Origin of the sequence: Mesorhizobium shangrilense (genome assembly GCF_028826155.1) — a bacterium.
Lineage (GTDB): Bacteria > Pseudomonadota > Alphaproteobacteria > Rhizobiales > Rhizobiaceae > Arvimicrobium > Arvimicrobium flavum.
Window position 1 is genome coordinate 4,099,614 of the sequence record NZ_JAQGPN010000001.1, and the last position, 20,094, is coordinate 4,119,707.

Genomic DNA, 20,094 nt, shown 5'->3' on the forward strand with positions numbered 1-20,094 from the left:
CCTTCACCGGCGAAAGCCGGTCAACTCCAGCCGCCGCCGCGGGTTCGATAGAAGATGTGCAGGCCGATCTTGGTCATTTTCTTCATGGCGCGCGCCCAACCCGGACTCACATATTGTGCATAGTAGTGGGTCGACGATCCGACCTCGGGCAGGAAGATCTTGCCGGCGGTCACCGCCATGGCGATTTCCTTGGCGCGCTTGTAGTGCCACGGGCTGAGTACGCGATCCTTGATGCCGTCGCAGGCGAAGGAGAACTGGCAGCGATTCTTCAGGTTCTCGTTCTGGTACACGACAGCGCAGATCGTAGCCGGATAGGCCGGGTTGCGGACGCGGTTGAGCACGACCTGGGCGACGGCCGCCTGACCGCGGCTCGTTTCGCCGCGCGCCTCGAAGTAGATCGCGTTGGCCAGGCACTGCTGCTCCTTTGCCGAGAAGACGGAGGCCGGCAGCGGCGTCTCGATCCAGGCATGGTCGCCGGGTCCCACCGGAGGGATGAAGCGGCCGGCGTTCGGATCCTCGTTCTCGAGCAGGGCGGCGAAGGGCGACGCCTTGGCGTAGTCCGGTTCCGCCGGCGCATAGGCGGTGGCCAGGATGTCGGCCTTTTCGTTGGTGACGAGGTCCCGCAGGTAGCCCGGCACACGCGGGTTTGGCGTGACCGACTTCGGATGGAAGGCCGCCGCGATCTGGATCTCCTTGCCCGCGATCTCGGGCTTGGCGAAGGCCATCCTGGGATCACCCTCGACGGTCGGGCGCAGGAGCGAACTGGTGCGCTGGAAGATGGAGCCGGCGGTGAACGCCTTTGGCGGCGCCACCGGCACAACGCCCACGACGCGCCCCTGCTTGTCGGCGCGGTTGACGCGATCCTCGTCCGGCGTTGCGGCGGTCCCCTTCTTGCCGCGGAAGGCGACCTTGCCCACGCCCGGCAATTCGACCCCTGCCCCGGAAATGGAGCCCGTGATGCGATCACCATCGGAGAATGGCATCTCGGCTGCATGCACAGAACCGGCCACGGATTTTTCGACGAAGGCCCTCCAACGCGCGTTGCCGCTTTCGAGGCCCGCCACCATGCTGGTCATGTCCTGATAGGCCGCGTTCGTGGGAAAGCCGATCCAGATGCCAAGTCCGACGATGAAGGGCGAGAGGAAGGATCGCGAGACAGGCAAGGCAGACGCCACCCGCCGCGCCACTCGAAATCGCTGCACGGACACTCTCCAGAACGCAACCAAACCCTCACTGGAGAGGACAATGATGCATTAACCTTGATGAGCGGTTAACGGACGAGTTTGGACGAAATGCGACTGGCGGCCCGACTGGAGCATTTTTGCCGCCAGGCGGACTCGTCTGGCGTCACACAAATACGGATTGGGAACAGAGAGAGCGGCGGACTTGCATTCGTCAGAATGCCCGCCGCCCTACGTGCGCTTCCTGGCCCTGCCGGCGAAAGGATTTTCGGATGTCCGCAGGGCGACGCGGATCGGCACGCCCGGCATGTCGAAGGCCTCGCGCAGGCTGTTCACCAGATAGCGGACATAGGACTGCGGCATTGCATCCGGCCGCGAGCAGGACACGACGAAGCCCGGCGGACGGGTCTTCGCCTGCGTCACATACTTGATCTTGAGACGACGGCCGGCGACCGCCGGCGGCGGATGGTGGGCGAGAATGCGCTCCAGCCAGCGGTTGAGGCGCCCCGTAGAGACGCGACGGTTCCATATCTGGTGGGTGGAGACGACCGCCTCCATCAATTTCTCGAGACCGCGACCGGTCTCCGCCGAGATCGGCACGGCACGAATGCCGCGCACCTGGGGCAGAAGCCGTTCGGTCTTCTCGCGCAGCTCGGCGAGCGCCTGCTGCGGCTCGTCGATCAGGTCCCATTTGGAGAAGGCGATGACCGGCGCCCTGCCCTCGCGGATGATGAGGTCGGCGATCTGCAGGTCCTGCTTCTCGAACGGGATGGTCGCGTCGAACACGATGACGACGACTTCGGCGAAGCGGATCGCGCGCAGCCCGTCGGAGACTGACAGCTTCTCCAGCTTCTCCTGAACCTTCGCCTTGCGGCGCATGCCGGCCGTGTCGAAGAGCTTCATCCGGCGCCCACGCCAGTCCCAGTCGACGGAGATGGAATCGCGGGTGATGCCGGCTTCGGGTCCGGTCAGCAGCCGTTCTTCACCGATCAGCGTGTTGATCAATGTGGACTTGCCGGCGTTCGGGCGGCCGACGACCGCAATTCTCAGCGGCTTTGATTCGTCATAGGCGGGACCCTCGTCGGCTTCAGGATCGATATCCTCGCCGATCAGAACCTCGTTCTCAGCGATCGCCTCTGCGTCGTCGTCCTCATCGTCGCTGCCAAAAGCGCGCTCATGGCCAAGCGCCTCGACGACGGCGTCGCGGAGATCCGGCAGGCCCTGGCCATGCTCGGCCGAAACCGGAATCGGCTCGCCGAGCCCGAGTTCCCAGGCTTCCAGCAGGCCGCCCGTCGCGCCGCGCGCCTCGGCCTTGTTGGCGACCAGCACGACCGGCTTCCCCGAACGCCGCACGATCTCGGCAAAGGTCTTGTCGTCAGGCAACAGACCCGACTTTGCATCGACGAGGAAGAAAATGACGTCGGCTTCGCGAATCGCGATCTCGGTCTGCTGGCGCATGCGGCCAGCGAGGGTCTCGGGCGCAGAGTCCTCGAAACCGGCCGTGTCTATGACATCGAACTCCAGATCGTAGAGCTTCGCCGCATGCTTGCGCCGGTCGCGCGTCACGCCCGGCGTGTCGTCAACCAGCGCCAGCTTCTTGCCGACGAGGCGGTTGAAAAGCGTCGATTTGCCGACGTTGGGTCGACCTATGATTGCCGCCGTGAAGCTCACCGGACTCTCAGGATGCCGCGCCGGAGCCGCGGATCAGTTCGGACATCATCGTCGCGCGCTCGCGGATGTTTCGCGGTGCGGCTTCGTCGGCCGTGATCTGTTCGAAAAGCTTGAGCGAGTCGGAGGCCTTGCCCTCCTTCCAGGCCGAAAGCGCCAGCGCCTCGCGCGCCGAGTGGCGCAGCGGGTTGGTGTCGACGGCCAGAGCCTCCACGCGCGTCGCCACGTCTTGGTAGCTGCCGTTGTCGACCAGCACGAAAGCCGCGCGAAGCTTCGCCATGTCGCGGATGGCGACCGGGATCGACGTATCCGCCGCCACAGCATCGAAGCCGGCAACGGCTCCGGCGAAATCGCCCTTGTCGGCAAGCACCGTGGCGGCGCGCATGCGCGCCAGCAACGGATAGGCGCCATAGCCGTCGTCCTCGAGAACCTTGAGCGCGGCGACCGCCTCGTCGTTCTTGCCTTCATTGGCGAGCAGAAGCGCCTGGGAGAATCTGTCGCCTGAAGCGTTGGCGCGCGAGCTATCCCAGTAGTCGTAGGCCACGTAGCCCGCCGTCGCCAGGATCACGAGCACGGCGAGAGCGATCGCCATGGCGCCATAGCGATCCCAGATCGCCTTCGCCTGATCCTGGCGGATCTCCTCGTTGACCTCGCGGATGAAACTGTCGTCCGACATGCTCGCTGCCCGTTTTCGCCCAGCGGGGCGCTAATCGAGCCCGCGTTTTAGCGAAATTTCGTACGGTTGGAAGGGGCGGCGCGGAGAATCACGCCAACACCCCGTCAATTCGATCGATCCGACCCTAACCGAGCGGCGGTACGCCGATGAGCCAAAGGTGCAGCTTCCATACGAAAAGCAGGTAGAGGATGATACCGAACGCGACCGCGCCAATGTCGTACGAGACCGGTCCGGGCGCCGGGAGCGGTGCGCTCCGCCTCTTCACCGAGATGCGGTCCGCAACCGCCCAAGCAAGGAATGCGCCGAACAGGACGACCGACGCCGTCTCGCCGTTGGCGAGCAGGTGGGCGACCGCCCACGTCTTCACGGCGACCAGCATCGGGTGTTTCAGCATAGGTTTCAGGCGGCCCGCAGGCAGCGCGAAAACGCCGAGCGAGATGAAGGCCAGAAGCATCAGCAGCGCGGCGAGATGGCGCAGCCCTACCGGTGGATCGTAGAGGATGCCCGTTTCGGAGCGCGCCATCCCAAAGCCCCAGACGATGAGCACGAAGCCGACAAGCGATATGAGCGAATAGACGCCCTTCCACGGCCCCTCGCCCATTGCAGCGCGCCGCTCCTCGCGCCATTGCGGCGCGACGATGCGGACGGAATGGACGCCGAGAAAGATGATCAGGCCGAGGATGAGAATGAGCATGGCGACCCCTCGCTGGCTGGTAGAATCTCGCTGGCTGCGGCAGCCTAGTCGATAAGCGGCTGCACGCAAGCGACCTCCGCTCCCAATCCCGGCCACATTTGCACCCTACGGGCCATCCTTTTCAGTCGGGTAGCGCGTTCAACATGTCCAGTCTCGTCCGCGCGGGCGCGATCGCCGCGTTCGTATCGTCCTCCACGCTGGCGCTCGCCGAGCCGGGGCAGAGCTTCGTCAAGTCCGCGGATCCCCAGTACGTGCTGATCTCCTTCGACAATTCGAACGGCATCGCCGAGTGGAAACGCAGCCGCGCCCTGGCCGACATGACGGGCGCCAGGTTCACCTATTTTCTCTCCTGCGTGTTCTTGATCCCGAGAGACAGGCGCGCGAGCTACGACCCGCCATCGCTCCCTGCAGGCAAGTCGAACATCGGCTTCGCCCCCTCGCGCGACGACATCGCCGAACGACTCACCCAGATCTGGGGGGCGCGAAACGAAGGGCACGAGATCGGCAGTCACGCCTGTGGACATTTCGACGGCAAGGACTGGAGCAAGGCCGACTGGATGTCGGAATTCCGATCCTTCCGCACGACGCTCGCCAACGCCTACGAGGCGAACGGGCTCGGCGGAGAACCCGCCGGCTGGCGTGACTTCGCCAATTTCGGCATCAAGGGGTTCCGGGCGCCCTATCTGTCGACGGGCCCTGGCCTCTACCATGCGCTTGCGGCCAAAGGGCTCGCCTATGATGCGAGCGGCGTCTCACGGGAGCCGCAGCAGCCGGACCGGTCCGGGACGGTGGCACGTTTCGCATTGCCCCAGATACCCGAAGGTCCCAAGGAGCGCCGCGTCCTGGCGATGGACTACAATCTGTTCGTCCGCCATTCGGGCGGCTCCGAGCGCGTCGACGAAGGCGCCGTCTTCGAGGACCGCGCCTACAGTGCATTCATGAGGGCGCTGGACAAGGAGATGGCCGGCGAACGCAGGCCGCTCCAGCTCGGCTTCCACTTCACCATGATGAACGGCGGCGCCTATTGGCGCGCGTTGGAGCGGTTCGCCGCCGAGGCCTGCATTCGGCCAGATGTCGCCTGCATTACCTACAGCGACTACCTGGGCAGGACCGAGACCGCTATCGCCGACGGCGACGTGGGCGGCTGAGCCGCCCACGCCCGCCGGATCAGGCCAGTTCGACCTGACCCTTGCTCTGCTTCTCGAGGAAGTGCCTGTCGAGATCCGGCAGGGGCTCGCCGTCCAGGGTGGCCTCGAAGGCGCGCAGGCGCTTGTAGATCGACAGCAGCTCGATGATCGTCGGCCAGGCCGAGACAAGATACTGGAACGACGACGAGACCTGGCCGAAAGCGGTGGCGATCTGCTGCCAGATGCCCATCGTGATCTTTCCGGCCGCGATCGTCGGGATCAGGATCAGGCTGGAGAAGATGGCGTCCGCCTGGCCGAAACCCGAGCGGATGATGTTGAAGTAGGCGTAGTGGAAATAGAGCGTGAAGTAGTTCTTTCGCACGTGCGCGAAGAGCTCCTTCACGGTCGGCGGGCGGGCGCGATCCGGATCGTCCTCGCCGTAGACGAGTTCCTTGCGGTAGGCCGCTTCGACGCGCTGGTTCTTGAATTCGAGGCCCGGCAGCTTGATGCCCGCCACCATCAGCAGAATCGTGCCGAAGATGGACCAGCCGACCGCAGCGAAGACCAGCGAATAAGGTATCTCGCCGATCAGCGGCAGCACCGGCACGTGCGCTGAAAGCGCGGCCAACAGCGGCAGGAAGGCGATCAGCGTCATGGCCGAATCGATGAAGGCGACGCCCAGCCCCTCCATCGTCGCGGCGAAGCGCATGGTGTCTTCCTGCACGCGCTGCGAGGCGCCCTCGATGTGGCGCAGCCTCTGCCAGTGCGCCATGTAGTAGTCGTTCATCGCGGTGCGCCAGCGGAAGATGTAGTGGCTGACGAAGAAGCGCGTGATGACGAACAGCATGATGTTGGTCATGCCGATCCAGACGTAGATCCAGAACAGGCTGTAGAGTTCCCCGGCGCTGACCGAGCCGGCGGTCGTAATCGCCTTCTGGAAGAGGTCGAAGAACGGGCCGCGCCAGTTGTTGATTGCGACGTAGAGCTGCACCGAGATGTAGGTCGAGAACAGGATGAGCGACGAGCCCAGGATCGACCAGTCCTGCCACGGGTGCGGGGCATAGAATCGCCAGAACAGATAGAAGGCGCCGACGAAGAACGCATAGTAGATGTAGAACCAGATGAACGGCGCCGTCGCGAAGACGGGCACGCCGAGCACTGGCGGCTGCCCGGCCGGCGCCGGCGGCATGCCGAACATGGCGCCGAGCTGTTCGCCGCCGAAGAACCAGAAGAGGACGGCGAAGAGGCTCCAGGCCGCAGCGGATATGAAAAAGAGCTTCGGCTTCGGGAAGAAGGAGACGAACACTTGGCCATGTTCCTTTCGGAGCAAATCAGGGGATTGGCCGGCATCAAGTCACAGTTCGGTTGGAATTGAAACGCTGATGAACCGGCCGGGCGTCGCGTCAGATACGCGAAAAGTGGCGATTTTGGTTCAATCCGCCCGCACGACAAGAAGCGCACCGATCACAAGTGCGAGTGCGGCGGCCAGCGAGGGCCACAGATAGCTCCCGGTCGCCTCGGCAGCAATTCCGGCGACGACCGGTCCGACGATCTGACCGAAACCGAAGGAGGCGGTCATCAGCGCGAAGACGCGGCGGGGGGCATCGGGGGCGGCCAGCCGACCAAGCTGGAGCCCGAGCGCGGTGATCGCGACGAAGGTGCCGCCGAGCAGCGCACCGCCGATGATCGGCCCCGACTTTCCGCCTAGCGCCACGCTGGCGACCACCCCGGCCGCCTCGACCGCACAGCCGGCGGCGAAGGCCTTCGCGAGGCCTATGCGCCCCGCGACCTGCTGCCAGAGGTAGATGGAAGGGACGATGACCACACCGGTGACAAGCCAGACGAGCGACTCGAACAGGGGGCCCTCGCCGTTTTGCCTGACGATGGCGACGAGGAAGGTGGCCGTCACGATGTAGCCGAACCCGAAGAGCCCGTAGGCGAGGATGATCGACGTCAGCGCGCGGTTCCTCGGCAATCCCGGTTCCCGGGCCGGAGCACCGGCCGCGGCCGGCGGCCCCCGCTCGGCGAGCACCGCCACCCCCGCAAGTGCTGCAGCCGAGATCGCGCCCGACCAGAACCAGGCCGCGGCCCAGCCTGCCGAGGCGACGTGCAGCAAGGCGATCATCACTGCCGATATCGCTATGCCGACGCCGACACCGGCGAAATGGACACTCTGCAGATCACTCCTGCCGGCGGCGGCCAGCCGCCCGAAGACGATGGCAGCCGCGAAGACCATGACGAAGGCGCTGGCGAGACCGGCAAGGAACCGGATGGCGACGAACGCCGCGGCCGATGTGGTCAGCCCCATCGTGGCCGCGAGGACGGCGCTCGCCCCGAGCCCGGACAGCATGATCGCGCGCTCGCGGCCGGCGGCCCAGCCGCCCGCCGAAGCGAGCGCGCCAAGCAGATAGCCGAGATAGTTGGCCGAGGCGATCAGCCCCGCCTCCCCCGCAGTCAGGCCGAGCTGCGTCATCATGGATGGCAGGATCGGCGTGTAGACGAAGCGGCCGATCCCCATGGCCGCCGCCAGGGCGAGCATTCCCGCAACTGCGAATCTGACAGGAGAGTGAGCGCCCTGCATGGCGCAGACCATATGTCAGGACGGGACGGCTGCAACGCCCGAAGTCAGGGCCACGACCGACATTCCGTTGATGCATTCCGCAGGTTCAGCGTACCAGTCGGATGCGGCTGCCTGCGGCGGACGGCTCCCGATCGGGCTGACGTGCCCCCGCCGCGGAAGGTCCGCCAGTTCGCGCAGTGACATAGCCGCGACGACCGGATGGGCGAGAGGATCGCGCATCCACGCAGCACAGTCGTCCGCGTGGTGCAGCAGCGTTGCAGCAGCCGGTTCGAACAGTTTGCTGAGCATGGAGATAATCTTCATGGGTCTTCTCCGTGCACTCGTTTCGTGCCTATAATTTCGTCTTGCTCGGACATTGCCGCAATCGAGATTTCGGAGGGCCTGCTTTAGGTTTTCTTGATGAGACGACTGAACTCGGTTCACCTGAACGGGCTGCGCGCCGTCGAAAGCGTGACGCGCCTCGGGTCGCTGCAAAAGGCCGGCGACGAGCTCGGCGTGTCGTCCAGCGCGGTCAGCCAGCAGGTGGCGCGGACAGAAGCGCAGTTCGGCCGGCCCCTCTTCACACGGACACGGACCGGGCTGGTTCCGACCGAATTCGGCACGCGGATCGCCGCGCGGCTGACGGCCGGCTTCCGGGAGCTGGACGAGGCCATCGCGCTGGCCGAGGAGCAGGCGACGAACACTCTGACGGTGTCGGTCGCGCCGGCCTTCGCCTCGCGCTTCCTCGTGCCGCGGCTCAGCCGCTTCTTTGCGCTTCATCCCGAAATCCTGTTCCGCATCGACGCGTCCACGAATCTGGTCGACCTGGAAGCCTCCGGCGTCGATCTCGCGATCAGGCTGGGCAATGGCGATTGGCCGCGCGTGCAGACGGAGAAGCTGATCGACATGGACGTCTTCCCGATCTGCGCGCCGTCGATCGCGAGCCGGCTTCAGTCTATCCAGGATCTGGCGCGGGTGCACCTGATCAGCGACATCAGCACCATGATCTCCTGGGACGACTGGTTCGCTGCCGCCGGCGTCAAGCCGGTCAAGAGCCTGGAGGGCATCAGCTTCACCGATGTGCTGCTGTGCCTCGACGCCGTACTGTCCGGACACGGCGTGATGCTGGGCTGGCAGATGCTGGCGGGCGACGCGCTTGCGGACGGGCGGCTCGTCGAACCGTTCGGGGTTCGCGCACGGACCGGGTTCGCGCACTACTTCGTGACGCCGGAGAACCGGCGCGTCGAGCGCAAGGTGAGCCTCTTCAAGCGATGGGTGATCGAAGAGGTGGCTGACGCCACGCGGTGCATCGCCGGGCGCGGACAGGATCAGGACCGCTCCGCCGGCTGACCTATTGGCGCTTGGTCCCGACAGGACTATGTGTCCGGCACGAACCTGCACAGAGGACTCCCGATGAGCGACTATCCGCGCAATGCCGCCCCCGCAATCGACCCCGCAAAACTCGACAAGCTGGCCGAGGTGGCGATCAAGGTCGGCCTGCAGCTCGCGCCGGGCCAGGATCTGGTGATGACGTCATCGGTCGCCGCGCTGCCGCTGGCGCGCCGCATCACCGAGCATGCCTACAAGGCCGGCGCCGGGCTGGTGACCTGCCTTGTCAACGACGACGAGATGACGCTGGCGCGGTTCCGCCACGGCGCGGAGGCGGGTTTCGACCGCGCTGCCGGCTGGCTCTACGACGGCATGGCGAAGGCGTTCGGCGAGGGTGCTGCGCGACTCGCGGTGCGCAGCGACAACCCCATGCTGCTGGCCAACGAGGATCCCGCAAAGGTTTCGCGCGCCAACAAGGCCAACTCGATCGCCTACCAGCCGGCACTGGAGAAGATCACCGGCTTCGACATCAACTGGACGATCGTGGCCTATCCCGACGCGGCCTGGGCCAAGCTGGTCTTCCCGAACGACGAGGAGGATGTCGCCGTCGCCAAGCTGGCAAACGCCATCTTTTCAGCCTCCCGGGTCGACGTGGCCGATCCCGTTGCCAACTGGCAGGCTCACAATGCGGCCCTGCGCAGCCGCACCCAGTGGCTGAACGGCAAGAACTTCCATTCCCTGCACTACACCGGCCCGGGCACCGACCTGACGATCGGCCTCGCCGACGGACATGAGTGGAAGGGCGGCGCCTCCAACGCCAAGAACGGGATCACGTGCAATCCCAACATCCCGACCGAAGAAGTGTTCACCACGCCGCATGCGCGGCGCGTCGAGGGCCGCGTGCGCAGCACCAAGCCGCTGTCCTACCAGGGCACGCTGATCGACGACATCGAGGTGCGGTTCGAGGCCGGCCGGATCGTCGAGGCGAAGGCGTCCAGGGGCGAGACCGTGCTGCAAAAAGTGCTGGACACCGACGAGGGTGCACGCCGGCTCGGAGAGGTTGCGCTGGTGCCCCATTCCTCGCCGATCTCGAAAAGCGGGCTGCTTTTCTATAACACCCTCTTTGACGAGAACGCAGCGAGCCATATCGCGCTCGGCCAGTGTTACTCGGATTGCTTCGTGAACGGCGCATCGCTGTCAGCCGAGGAGATCGCCGCACGCGGCGGCAACAAGAGCCTCATTCACATCGACTGGATGATCGGTTCGGGCGAGATCGACATTGACGGGCTGGATGCGCAGGGGAACCGCACCCCGGTCATGCGAAATGGCGAGTGGGCGTAGCTGAGTCGGCGCTGGCCCCCTCCTCTCGATGGCGAGGGCGGCCGGATGGGCCGGGCGGGGGAAAGCACTCGCGTACCTGCAGAGACCCGTACGTCTCACCTGACCTGTCCTTGGATTGGCCAAAGGCCGGACCCGGGGGCTCAGCACTTCCCCATCGAGGAGGACGAGAGCGCTATCTCTTGACCGCCTCCTCATAGGCATCGGCCTTGAAGCCGAAGAGCAGCCGGTCGCCGGTGTCGAGCACCGGCCTCTTTATGAGATTGGTTTCCGCTAGAATCATCCGGCGCGCGGCATCCTCGTCGATCTTCGCCTTGTCGGCGTCGGGCAGTTCCTTGAACGTCGTGCTGTTGCGGTTGAGCACCTTTTCCCAGCCGGCGCGTTTGAACCAGCCGTCGACGATCTCCGGATCGAGTTTCTTCACACGATAGTCGAAGAATTCGTGCTCAATCCCCTGGCTATCGAGCCAATTCCGCGCCTTCTTCACAGTGTCGCAGCTCTTGAATCCGTAAAGTGTGACCGCCATCGGTGCCTCCATTCTCTGCTGCGCATAGCCTGTCGTCGCCGAGGCCTCAAGGTTCGCAAACGCCGTGAAGTTCTTGAAAACAGGCAGGTTCGGGGTCGCGCCCTGCGTCATTTGAGCCCCGCTTGACTTCCCCGACCGCATCCCCAACTATGGCGTCATGAACAACGTTGCCAAAATCAACGGCGCATTGCCATTCCGGGTATGCCCCATCGCGGGAGCGTAACCCCCGGCTCGGTCGCAATAGGCGCCCCGAGCCGCGGGGCGACGTATGGCGGAAATTCCGGGACAGCTTCTCCTCCCGGCTAACGCACTCAAACAAAACTTCCAAAACGACCATGACCGGCCCCCTGGGCCGGTGTGGCATGAACACGGATCATTCAAATGCAAGAAAAGTCGCGACCGCGCCGCAAGCCGGAAATCCGCATCGCCAAGACCGAGCACGCACGCCTGTCCGTGCTCGCCGAATCGTATGCCGAGCGCAACCCGGATCTCTCCGACGAACTGCTCGCGGAGCTGGACCGGGCTCGGGTCGTGGCCGACGACGCGGTGCCGGCGACCATCGTGCGCATGGGCTCGACGGTGACCTTCAAGCCGGACACCGGTGAAGCAAAGACCGTCACGCTGGTCTTCCCGGGCGATGCCGACATCGCCCAGGGCAAGGTGTCGATCCTGACGCCCATCGGGACCGCCCTGATCGGCCTGTCGGCCGGCCAGTCCATGGCGTGGACCGCGCGGGACGGGCGCACTCACGAGCTTTCGGTGCTGAGCGTCGATGCACCGGAGAGCACGCCCGACCCCGCTCCGTCCGTCCTGTCTGCATAGGCTGCACGGAAACCGACATGTCACGCCTCGTCCGCCGCCTCCTCAATCACGCGGGTAGCCTGATCACGGGAGTCTGACCCCTGCGCCTGCGCGACTGCCGGGCTCAGGGGACAGATTTCACGATCAGTTCAACGCCTGAGGCCGGGTGCCGCCCTCGGGCCGGCCGGTGGAGACGCGACATGTCCGAGACGAATGCCTGTCAACTTACAACCAAGGACTACACCATCCTGGAAGTGATGCTGGAGAGGCATTTCCAGCATGACGAGGTGATGTCCGCCCTTCTGCGCCGCAAGACTTCCGACGCCGTCGTGATGTTCCGCGAGGACATCCCGGCGAATGTGGTCACGCTCAGCAGCAGGGTCGCCTATCACGTCGACGGCGGTCCGTCGGAAGTCCGCATCATCGCGCACGATCAGATGCGCGGTCTCGTCGGCATGATCCTGCCCATCACCAATCCGCGCGGCCTCGCTCTGCTGGGGCTGGCCGAAGGGCAATCGATCACCATACCGGGCAAGGATGGCCTTCCGGAAACGCTGACGGTGACCGAGGTGATGTACCAGCCGGAAGCGGACAGGCGGGAAAAGGCGGCAGGCGACGGGGATTCTTCGACCGGCAGCGCGTCAAAATCAGCGCCCTTTCTGCGCCTGGTGAGCAGCACGGACACGCTGCCGCCAGCCAAGCCAAAGGTCCCGATGCCGGCCGACAACGGCTTCGACGATCCCGGACCGTCTGCAGCATAGGGGCGTTCGCGGGCGCGACCCTCGACTCTCCGTCGTATTCGAACTTTTCGACAGCGTGCTTAGGCCTTTGCGGCTGACCCATCGAATCCTTTGTGAGGAGATAGGGATCCTCGAAGCGGGCTCGGCGGCGATGCACGCCGCCGCTCCTTAAGGGGCGCTGGCGTTCTGCGCCGTCGGCATGGCCGACATATCGGTCCAGATCAGCTCGAAGACATGACCATCACGGTCTTCGATCGCACGGTTGTACATGAAACCCATGTCGTGCTTCTCCCGAATATCGACGCGTCCCCCAGCAGCCGCGGCCGCCTCAGTCGCGGCGTCGACGTCGTCTCGGCTTTCATGCGAAAGCGCCAACAAGACCTGGCTCGTCCGGTGCGCGTCGGGAATCTCCTTCGGCGTGAACGTCGAGAAGTAATCGCGGGTCAGCAGCTGGAAGGTGATGGCATCCGACCAGACCATCGAAGACGAGGACTCGTCGCTGAAATCAGGATTCTTCTTGCAGCCAATCGCCTCGTAGAACCGCGTTGCGGCTGCAAGATCCGCTACCGGCAAGTTCACGAAAATCATCTTGGGCATTTCAATTGTCCAGCGGGTTTGCTCAGCCCAAACTAGATTTTCGCATTGTTGCCTGCAATCCCATTAGAATGGTAAGCACTTTCCGGAAAAGTGGGATAATCGATGAGCCGCCTGGACGATCTCGACACCTTTGTCGCCATAGTCGAAGGCGGGAGCCTCACCGCCGCGGCCCGCCGGATGGGTCGTCCGGTGCAGTCCGTAAGCCGGGCGCTGTCGACATTGGAAGCCAGCGTTGGCGTCGAGCTCATCCGCCGCACGACCCGTCAGCTCAGTCCGACCGAGGCGGGGGCAGAGTTTTTCCGACGTGTCCAACCTGCGCTTTCGGAAATCATCGAGGCTAAGCTGGAGGCCGGGAGCAGGAAGATCGAGGCGAGCGGCCTGCTCCGCGTGGGTGCGCCAACGTTCTTCGCGCCGCCCTACATCGTGCCCGCCGCCGCGGAGTTCATGGCGCGGTATCCGAAGATCGAACTCGACCTTCGACTTTCCGGCAGGTTCGCCGACCTTGTCGAAGAACGTTTGGACCTAGCGATCAGGATTGGCGAGCTGCGCGACACCGATCTGAAGGCCAAGCGGCTTGGGGAGTTGCGTCGCGCGTTCTTCGCGTCACCGGCATATCTGGCAACGCACGGCCGTCCCAGCCATCCGCGAGATCTCACCCACCATCAATGTCTCGTGCGGTCGGAGGGAGCGCCAAACGTGCGTTGGCCTTACACGGACAATGGCGAAACCAAGGAGGTTCAGGTGACTGGGCGCTTTCGTTCGGACAATAGCGCTTCGATAATGCGTGCTGCCGCGCTGTCGGGGATCGGCATCGGCTTCGCCCCTCTTTGGCAGATTCACGAGTCCGTCGATGATGGCAGGCTGGAACTCGTCCTGGTCGATTTCGAGCCACCGCCCGTGCCGATCCATGCGGTATGGCAAGGCGGGAAACTCATGCCTGCAAAGACCAGATTGTTCATCGACATGGTGGCCGAACACCTGCGAGCAGCGAGATTGTAGCCGAGCGCCGTGGAAACCTTCGTGATGAGATTGGCGCGCCAAGCACAATCGACGGAGTTCAGATGCGGGCGGAACGACGTGAAGATCGCCGAACCGCGCCAATGCCGCCGCTTGTGTCCCTCACTCCCACTCGATCGTGCCGGGCGGCTTGCTGGTCACGTCGTAGACGACCCGGTTGATGCCGCGCACCTCGTTGATGATGCGCGTTGCCGTCGCGCCGAGGAAGCCCATGTCGTAGTGGTAGAAGTCGGCCGTCATGCCGTCGACCGAGGTCACGGCGCGTAGCGCGCAGACGAATTCGTAGGTGCGGCCGTCGCCCATGACGCCGACGGTTTGCACTGGCAGCAGCACGGCGAAGGCCTGCCAGATGGCGTCGTACAGCCCCGCCTTGCGGATCTCGTCGAGGTAGATGGCGTCGGCCTCGCGCAAGATCTCCAGCTTCTCGCGGGTGACGCCGCCGGGGCAGCGGATCGCCAGGCCCGGCCCTGGGAACGGATGGCGACCGATGAAGTGATCAGGCAGGCCGAGTTCCTTGCCGAGCGCCCGCACCTCGTCCTTGAACAGCTCGCGCAGCGGCTCGACGAGCTTCATGTTCATGCGCTCGGGCAGGCCGCCGACATTGTGGTGCGACTTGATCGTCACCGAAGGTCCGCCGGTGAAGGAAACGCTCTCGATCACGTCCGGGTAGAGCGTGCCCTGGGCCAGGAACTCGGCCCCGCCAAGCTTCTTGGCTTCTTCCTCGAACACCTCGATGAACAGGCGGCCAATGGTCTTGCGCTTGGCTTCGGGATCGGTTTCCCCCTCCAGCGCCGAGATGAAGCGGTCGGAGGCGTCGACGAGGATCAGCGGCAGGTTGTAGTGCTCGCGGAACATGGCGACGACGTTCTTCGCCTCGTCCTTGCGCATCAGGCCGTGGTCCACAAGGATGCAGGTGAGCTGATCGCCGACCGCCTCATGGATCAGCAGCGCGGCCACGGACGAATCGACGCCGCCCGACAGCGCGCAGATCACCTTGCCCTTGCCGACCTGCTTGCGGATGGCCTCCACCGCATTGGCGCGGTAGGCCGACATGGTCCAGTCGCTCTCGATGCCAGCGATCTTCTGCACGAAGTTGGCCAGGAGTTTTGCGCCGTCCGGGGTGTGCACCACCTCCGGATGGAACTGGACGGCATAGAATTTGCGCGCTTCGTCAGCGATTGCGGCAAAGGGCGCGCCGGTCGACGTGCCGATCACGCGGAACCCGGGCGGAATGGCGGTCACACGGTCGCCATGGCTCATCCACACCTGGTGACGGGTGCCCTTCGCCCAGACGCCGTCGAACAGCGCACTGTCCTCCGCCACCTCGAGGAATGCGCGGCCGAACTCGCGGTGGAGGCCCCCCTCAACCTTGCCGCCGAGCTGCATGCACATGGTCTGCTCGCCGTAGCAGATGCCGAGCACCGGGATGCCGGCTTCGAAGATCGCGTCAGGCGCGCGCGGGCTGCCGGTGTCGATGGTGGAGGCCGGACCGCCGGACAGGACGACGGCTTTCGGCTTGAGGCGCCTGAACGCTTCGTCGGCGGACTGGAAGGGAACGATCTCGGAATAGACTCCCGCCTCGCGGATGCGCCGGGCGATCAGCTGCGTGACCTGGCTGCCGAAGTCTATGATGAGGACGGTATCGGGGTGGGCTGCGTTCGTCATGGCGGGCCTTTAAAGAAAGAACCGTGCCGGCGCAATGCCCGGATGTGCATGGAGGCTATGCGTCCTGCCGTGTTTCCAGTGTGCCGGCGGCAATCGCCTGTTCAAGGTCGGCGATGGCTGCCGCCAGCTTCTCGTCGATCACGTGGAGATACTCTTTCCAATCGTGCACGCCGCCGACGTCGGTGTCGCCATCTGAGATGCCGCGCAGGCCGATCAGCGGCACGCCGAAGATCTGGCAGGCGCGCATGCAGGCGAAGGTTTCCATTTCCACCATGTCTTCGGCGATATCGTCGAAGACGGCGCCTGCGATGACGGCCCCGCTCGTCGACACGCTCGCCTCGGCGATGCCGGGGATGCGCAGCGGCAGAGGGAGCGTCGCCGGCAGGCGGAGATAGGGCGTAGTGTGCTTGGCGAAGCCGAAGGCCGATGCATCCATGTCGCGGTAGAGAACCGAGGAGACCTGAAAAATGTCGGTCCGTTTCAGGCGGCGGCTGCCTGCCGAGCCGAGCGATACGACGAAATCCGGGAGGTGGCCCGCAAGCTTGAGTTCGGTCAGGGCCATGCCGAGACGGACGCCTGCCTCAACCGGCCCGACGCCCGTCATCAGTGGCTTGAAAAGGCGCTGTAGATGCGGCCCGTATTCGGCTTGCGTCGCCATCACGAACAGAACCTTGCGTCCTGCAAGATCCGCCAGCGGCGGCCTGCCGGCCGCTGCTCCGTCGCTGCAATCCATTTCATACCCTCGCCCGGGACCCATCACGTTGGAGGGGTCGGTTGCCGGCGGCATCTAGAGAATGCCCCAGACGCGAGCAATGCCATGAGCCAATGCAAAGGAGCGACATCGCGCCGCGGCGACCTCCCGACCAGGCCCGCGGAGCGCCGCTCAGCCAGCGATATCGCCGCGCCCAGTGATAGTCATCATCGTGCCAGTCATGGTGGCGATGAGCTTCGCTTCGCCATCTGCCCCGAACGCATAGGCCTGCCCGTCAGCGACGATGATGGTGCGTCCGGGCTTGGTCACCGTACCTCGGAACAGGAAGCGCTCGCCCTTGCCGGGCGCCAGCAGGTTGACCTTGAACTCGATCGTCAGCACGGCGGCGTCAGGCGGCATTAACGAGAAGGCCGCATAGCCGCAAGCCGAATCCAGCGCCGTGGAGATGACGCCCGCATGCAGAAATCCGTGCTGCTGGGTCAGTTGCGGGGAAAAGGGCATCTCCATTTCGACGATGCCAGGCGTCACCAGCGTGAGCTCCGCGCCGATGGTCTGCATGGCTGACTGTCGCGCAAAGGAAGCACGCACGCGCTCCTCGTAGTCGGCTGCAGCTTCGAACTTGGCCGTCATCGTTCCTCGCCCTTTTCTTTGCCGGTTATCGCAAAGGCGCCGACCCCGCGCAACGGATTCTGCTGCATTGCAGCATGCTTCAGTTGAGCCACCAGATCGACGCATTGAGGACAGTCGCGAACGCCACACAGGCGGCATACGGGAAAAAGAGCGCCGCGGCGAGACGATCGCACCGCTGTGCCTGCGCGATGAAGGCAAGGATGGTTGCAAGCAGCAGGAGGATGACCACCAAGGCCAGCGCGGGGCTGCGCAGGCCGAAGAAGGCGATAGGCCACAAGAAATTGAGGACCAGTTGCGCCGACCACAGCGAGCGGAGGCGGCCTTTCAGGTCGCGCGGCCAGATGCGCCAGCCCGCCACTGCGATCAGCACGTAGAGAAGCGACCATACCGGGCCGAACAGCCAGTTGGGCGCGTTGAAGGGCGGCTTGTCGAGCGCGGCATACCATGGGCCGGGCGCAGTGAGGTAGCCGATCAAAAGACCGCCGCCGACCACCAGGAGAAGGAAGCCTGCAAGGGAAAAAATGCGGTTCATTGCGGTCCGTCCGTTGCCGAGGGAAGAACCGTTACATGGAGAGCCGGCGGCCACGGTCAACGCCGGACCGCCGATGAACGGTTTACTGGCGGCGCAGGCCGGCGAAGTAGAAGCCGTCAGTTCCGGTCAGCAGCGGCGACAGGCGGATGCCACGATTGAAGTCGACCCGCGCCCGGCCGGCCGCGTGGGGAAAACGCCCGTTCCACAAGGCGACATGGTCGACGGGCGCCCAGCCAGGCGTCCGCTGCAGAAAGGCGTCGATCTGCCCGAAATTCTCGGCCTCGAAGATGGAGCAGGTGATGTAGGCCAGCATGCCGCCCGGCTTCACGAAGGCCGAGGTCTTGTCGAGGATGTCCGATTGCTCGGCCCTGCGGACCTCTAGCTGGCGCTCCGACAGGCGCCACTTGGCGTCCGGACGCCGTCGCCAGGTGCCGCTGCCCGTGCAAGGCGCGTCGACCACGACAAGGTCGAACTGCTCCTTGTGCTTTTCGAGCTCCCCGACACGGCTCACGACTTGCGCGTTGCGAACCCCGGCCCGCTGCAGGCGTTCGAAGATCGGCTTCAGTCGCTGCTTCTCCGCATCATGTGCGAAGATCTGGCCGTGGTTCTCCATCGCCGCCGCCAGCGCCAGCGTCTTGCCGCCGGCGCCCGCGCAATAGTCGAGCACCTGCATGGCGGGCGTCGCGCCGGCAAGATCGGCTGCGATCTGCGACCCTTCGTCCTGAACCTCGAACCAGCCGTTCTGGAACGCCGCCTCTGCCTGGACGTTCGGATGCCGGCCAAGGCCCGCGATCGGCGGAATGCGAAGACCGTGCCTGGCCAGTGCCGTCGGTACCGCGCCGGTCCCCTCGAGTTCGGCAAGCACCCTGCCCTCGTCGGCCTTCAGCGTGTTGACGCGCAGGTCGAGCGGCGGGCGCTCGGCCATGGCGCGGGCTTCATCCACCCAGGCCTCGCCATAGGCTTCCTGCAGCAGCGGCGCGCACCAGTCGGAGCAATCGGCGCGCACGGCGTCCGGCGGCACGATCTCGCGCTGCCTGGCGATGGTCGATAGTTCCGTGTCGTCCAGCATGGCAGGAGCAAAACGGTCGCCCTCCAGTTCCGCGTTCAGTTGCGCGGGGCTCGCGTCGGCCTGCCCCAGCAGCGCGCCGAAGGCGAGAGCGCGCGGCGTGTCGGCATCGAGCAGCCAGGCAGAGGATCGCTTGCGGCGAAGAGCATCGTAGACAATGTTGCCGATCGCGGCGCGATCGCCGGCCCCGGCGAACCGATGGGAGAGTCCCCAATCCTTCATTGCGTCGGCAACCGGCCGAGGGCCGCGCTCGATGTCGTCGATCACTTCAATGGCCGCAGCCAGTCGTCCGCCAAGGCGCATGTTCGGAATTCCCGATTTCGGTTGACCCGTCGGCGCGTTGCTACCGATCACGGTCAACGAAGACAAGTCGAACAAACACCTCGTCGTGGGCCGCTTGCCCCGACGCCCACCTGCCCCTGCGTAAGCGCCGATCGCAATGCCGGACGAATGTCGTAGACTTTGCCGCTTTGTTGAATCGAGGGGTGATTCGCATGAAGATCTACGTTGCAGAAGTATTGGGGACGTTTCTCCTTGTCTTTCTTGGAACCGCGTCTGTCGTCACCGGCGGCTTCGGCGCCGCGCTGCCGCTCGGCCAGGAAGCGATCGGGCTCGCGTTCGGTATCGGGGTGATCTGCGCCGCCTATGCGATCGGTCCGATTTCCGGAGCGCATCTCAATCCGGCAGTCACGATCGGCGTCTTCCTCGCCGGCCGCATGCCCGCCAGCCAGGTGGTCGGCTATTTCGTCGCCCAGATTATCGGCGGCATCCTGGCGTCGTTCGCCTTGCTGATCATCGTTTCGGGCAAGACCGGAGGCCATACCGGCGGCTTCGGCGCGAATGGCTGGGACCCCGCGGTCTGGGGCATGAGCTCGGCCTTCCTGATCGAGCTGATCGCCACCTTCGTGTTCGTCACCGTCATCCTGGGCGTTACCGCGCAGAAGCACGCGACGGCCTTTGCGGGACTGGTCATCGGCCTGACGCTGGCGGCGATCCATTTTGCCGTCATCCCGGTGACGGGAACCTCGGTGAACCCGGCCCGCTCAATCGGGCCAGCGCTCTTCTCGGGCGGCGCTGCGATCGGCCAGCTCTGGCTGTTCATCGTGGCTCCGCTGATCGGCGGCGCCATTGCCGGCGTGGTCGCCAAGACCGGCATCTTCGAAAAAGACTGACAAAACAAGTCGAGGGCGCGGCTCGCGCCGCGCCCTCTCACTTCATCCAAGGAACATCGTGCA

Annotated in this window: 21 protein-coding genes; 7 read left to right on the plus strand and 14 right to left on the minus strand. The window is 64.9% G+C overall.

The annotated features are described in order from the left end of the window. Positions 1-20: 20 nt before the first annotated feature. The 4 genes from PD284_RS19865 to PD284_RS19880 all read right to left on the minus strand — a co-directional run bounded on the left by PD284_RS19865 (position 21) and on the right by PD284_RS19880 (position 4,219). Positions 21-1,202: a cell wall hydrolase gene (locus PD284_RS19865; protein WP_274629866.1), complete on the minus strand. Its 1,182-nt coding sequence runs from the start codon at positions 1,200-1,202 to the stop codon at positions 21-23. A gap of 210 nt (positions 1,203-1,412) precedes the next feature. Further along, positions 1,413-2,852, minus strand: a complete 1,440-nt coding sequence (der, locus tag PD284_RS19870) for a ribosome biogenesis GTPase Der (RefSeq protein ID WP_274629867.1) — start codon at positions 2,850-2,852, stop codon at positions 1,413-1,415. A gap of 7 nt (positions 2,853-2,859) precedes the next feature. Continuing rightward, entirely contained in the window at positions 2,860-3,525 is a 666-nt protein-coding gene (locus PD284_RS19875; RefSeq protein ID WP_274629868.1) for a tetratricopeptide repeat protein, read from the minus strand. A gap of 124 nt (positions 3,526-3,649) precedes the next feature. After that, on the minus strand, positions 3,650-4,219 hold the full coding sequence (locus PD284_RS19880; protein WP_274629869.1) for an NnrU family protein: 570 nt from the start codon (positions 4,217-4,219) through the stop codon (positions 3,650-3,652). A gap of 143 nt (positions 4,220-4,362) precedes the next feature. On the opposite strand from PD284_RS19880, the gene PD284_RS19885 reads away from it, so the two are divergent. Then, complete coding sequence (locus PD284_RS19885) at positions 4,363-5,367, plus strand: polysaccharide deacetylase family protein (protein WP_274629870.1); 1,005 nt, start codon at positions 4,363-4,365, stop codon at positions 5,365-5,367. Positions 5,368-5,386: 19 nt separating this feature from the next. On the opposite strand, the gene sbmA is transcribed toward PD284_RS19885, so the two are convergent. The 3 genes from sbmA to PD284_RS19900 form a co-directional block, all read right to left on the minus strand. Then, on the minus strand, positions 5,387-6,652 hold the full coding sequence (gene sbmA / locus PD284_RS19890; RefSeq protein WP_274629871.1) for a peptide antibiotic transporter SbmA: 1,266 nt from the start codon (positions 6,650-6,652) through the stop codon (positions 5,387-5,389). A 126-nt stretch (positions 6,653-6,778) separates the two neighbouring features. Beyond that, complete coding sequence (locus PD284_RS19895) at positions 6,779-7,885, minus strand: YbfB/YjiJ family MFS transporter (protein ID WP_274629872.1); 1,107 nt, start codon at positions 7,883-7,885, stop codon at positions 6,779-6,781. Positions 7,886-7,942: 57 nt separating this feature from the next. Beyond that, complete coding sequence (locus PD284_RS19900) at positions 7,943-8,230, minus strand: hypothetical protein (protein WP_274629873.1); 288 nt, start codon at positions 8,228-8,230, stop codon at positions 7,943-7,945. Between the two features lie 96 nt (positions 8,231-8,326). Here PD284_RS19900 and PD284_RS19905 point away from each other — a divergent pair, with 96 nt between their 5' ends. Further along, the gene (locus PD284_RS19905) at positions 8,327-9,256 is read left to right on the plus strand and encodes a LysR substrate-binding domain-containing protein (RefSeq protein WP_274629874.1); all 930 of its coding nucleotides are present in this window, start codon (positions 8,327-8,329) and stop codon (positions 9,254-9,256) included. 63 nt (positions 9,257-9,319) lie between these two features. Then, the gene (locus PD284_RS19910; RefSeq protein ID WP_274629875.1) at positions 9,320-10,576 is read left to right on the plus strand and encodes an aminopeptidase; all 1,257 of its coding nucleotides are present in this window, start codon (positions 9,320-9,322) and stop codon (positions 10,574-10,576) included. Positions 10,577-10,748: 172 nt separating this feature from the next. On the opposite strand, the gene PD284_RS19915 is transcribed toward PD284_RS19910, so the two are convergent. After that, a complete protein-coding gene (locus PD284_RS19915; RefSeq protein ID WP_338036669.1) occupies positions 10,749-11,210 on the minus strand; it encodes an arsenate reductase in 462 nt (153 codons plus the stop codon). Between the two features lie 270 nt (positions 11,211-11,480). Here PD284_RS19915 and rnk point away from each other — a divergent pair, with 270 nt between their 5' ends. Both rnk and PD284_RS19925 read left to right on the plus strand, forming a co-directional pair. Next, positions 11,481-11,921 (plus strand): nucleoside diphosphate kinase regulator, encoded by a 441-nt coding sequence (gene rnk, locus PD284_RS19920; RefSeq protein WP_274629876.1) that lies wholly within the window; start codon positions 11,481-11,483, stop codon positions 11,919-11,921. Between the two features lie 179 nt (positions 11,922-12,100). Continuing rightward, positions 12,101-12,661, plus strand: coding sequence for a nucleoside-diphosphate kinase (locus PD284_RS19925; RefSeq protein WP_274629877.1), 561 nt, complete (start codon positions 12,101-12,103; stop codon positions 12,659-12,661). Between the two features lie 147 nt (positions 12,662-12,808). On the opposite strand, the gene PD284_RS19930 is transcribed toward PD284_RS19925, so the two are convergent. Then, positions 12,809-13,237, minus strand: coding sequence for a VOC family protein (locus PD284_RS19930; protein WP_274629878.1), 429 nt, complete (start codon positions 13,235-13,237; stop codon positions 12,809-12,811). Between the two features lie 102 nt (positions 13,238-13,339). On the opposite strand from PD284_RS19930, the gene PD284_RS19935 reads away from it, so the two are divergent. Beyond that, on the plus strand, positions 13,340-14,236 hold the full coding sequence (locus PD284_RS19935; RefSeq protein WP_274629879.1) for a LysR family transcriptional regulator: 897 nt from the start codon (positions 13,340-13,342) through the stop codon (positions 14,234-14,236). Between the two features lie 120 nt (positions 14,237-14,356). Here PD284_RS19935 and guaA read toward each other — a convergent pair whose 3' ends face one another. From guaA to PD284_RS19960, 5 genes are all read right to left on the minus strand, one after another. After that, the gene (gene guaA / locus PD284_RS19940) at positions 14,357-15,919 is read right to left on the minus strand and encodes a glutamine-hydrolyzing GMP synthase (protein WP_274629880.1); all 1,563 of its coding nucleotides are present in this window, start codon (positions 15,917-15,919) and stop codon (positions 14,357-14,359) included. A gap of 55 nt (positions 15,920-15,974) precedes the next feature. Next, a complete protein-coding gene (locus PD284_RS19945) occupies positions 15,975-16,652 on the minus strand; it encodes a 5'-methylthioadenosine/S-adenosylhomocysteine nucleosidase (RefSeq protein ID WP_274629881.1) in 678 nt (225 codons plus the stop codon). 150 nt (positions 16,653-16,802) lie between these two features. Beyond that, a complete protein-coding gene (locus PD284_RS19950) occupies positions 16,803-17,261 on the minus strand; it encodes a PaaI family thioesterase (protein ID WP_274629882.1) in 459 nt (152 codons plus the stop codon). A gap of 79 nt (positions 17,262-17,340) precedes the next feature. After that, positions 17,341-17,793: a TspO/MBR family protein gene (locus tag PD284_RS19955; RefSeq protein ID WP_274629883.1), complete on the minus strand. Its 453-nt coding sequence runs from the start codon at positions 17,791-17,793 to the stop codon at positions 17,341-17,343. 82 nt (positions 17,794-17,875) lie between these two features. Then, positions 17,876-19,162: an RsmB/NOP family class I SAM-dependent RNA methyltransferase gene (locus PD284_RS19960; protein WP_274629884.1), complete on the minus strand. Its 1,287-nt coding sequence runs from the start codon at positions 19,160-19,162 to the stop codon at positions 17,876-17,878. 191 nt (positions 19,163-19,353) lie between these two features. Here PD284_RS19960 and PD284_RS19965 point away from each other — a divergent pair, with 191 nt between their 5' ends. Next, complete coding sequence (locus PD284_RS19965) at positions 19,354-20,031, plus strand: MIP family channel protein (RefSeq protein WP_274629885.1); 678 nt, start codon at positions 19,354-19,356, stop codon at positions 20,029-20,031. The last annotated feature ends 63 nt before the right edge of the window (positions 20,032-20,094 follow it).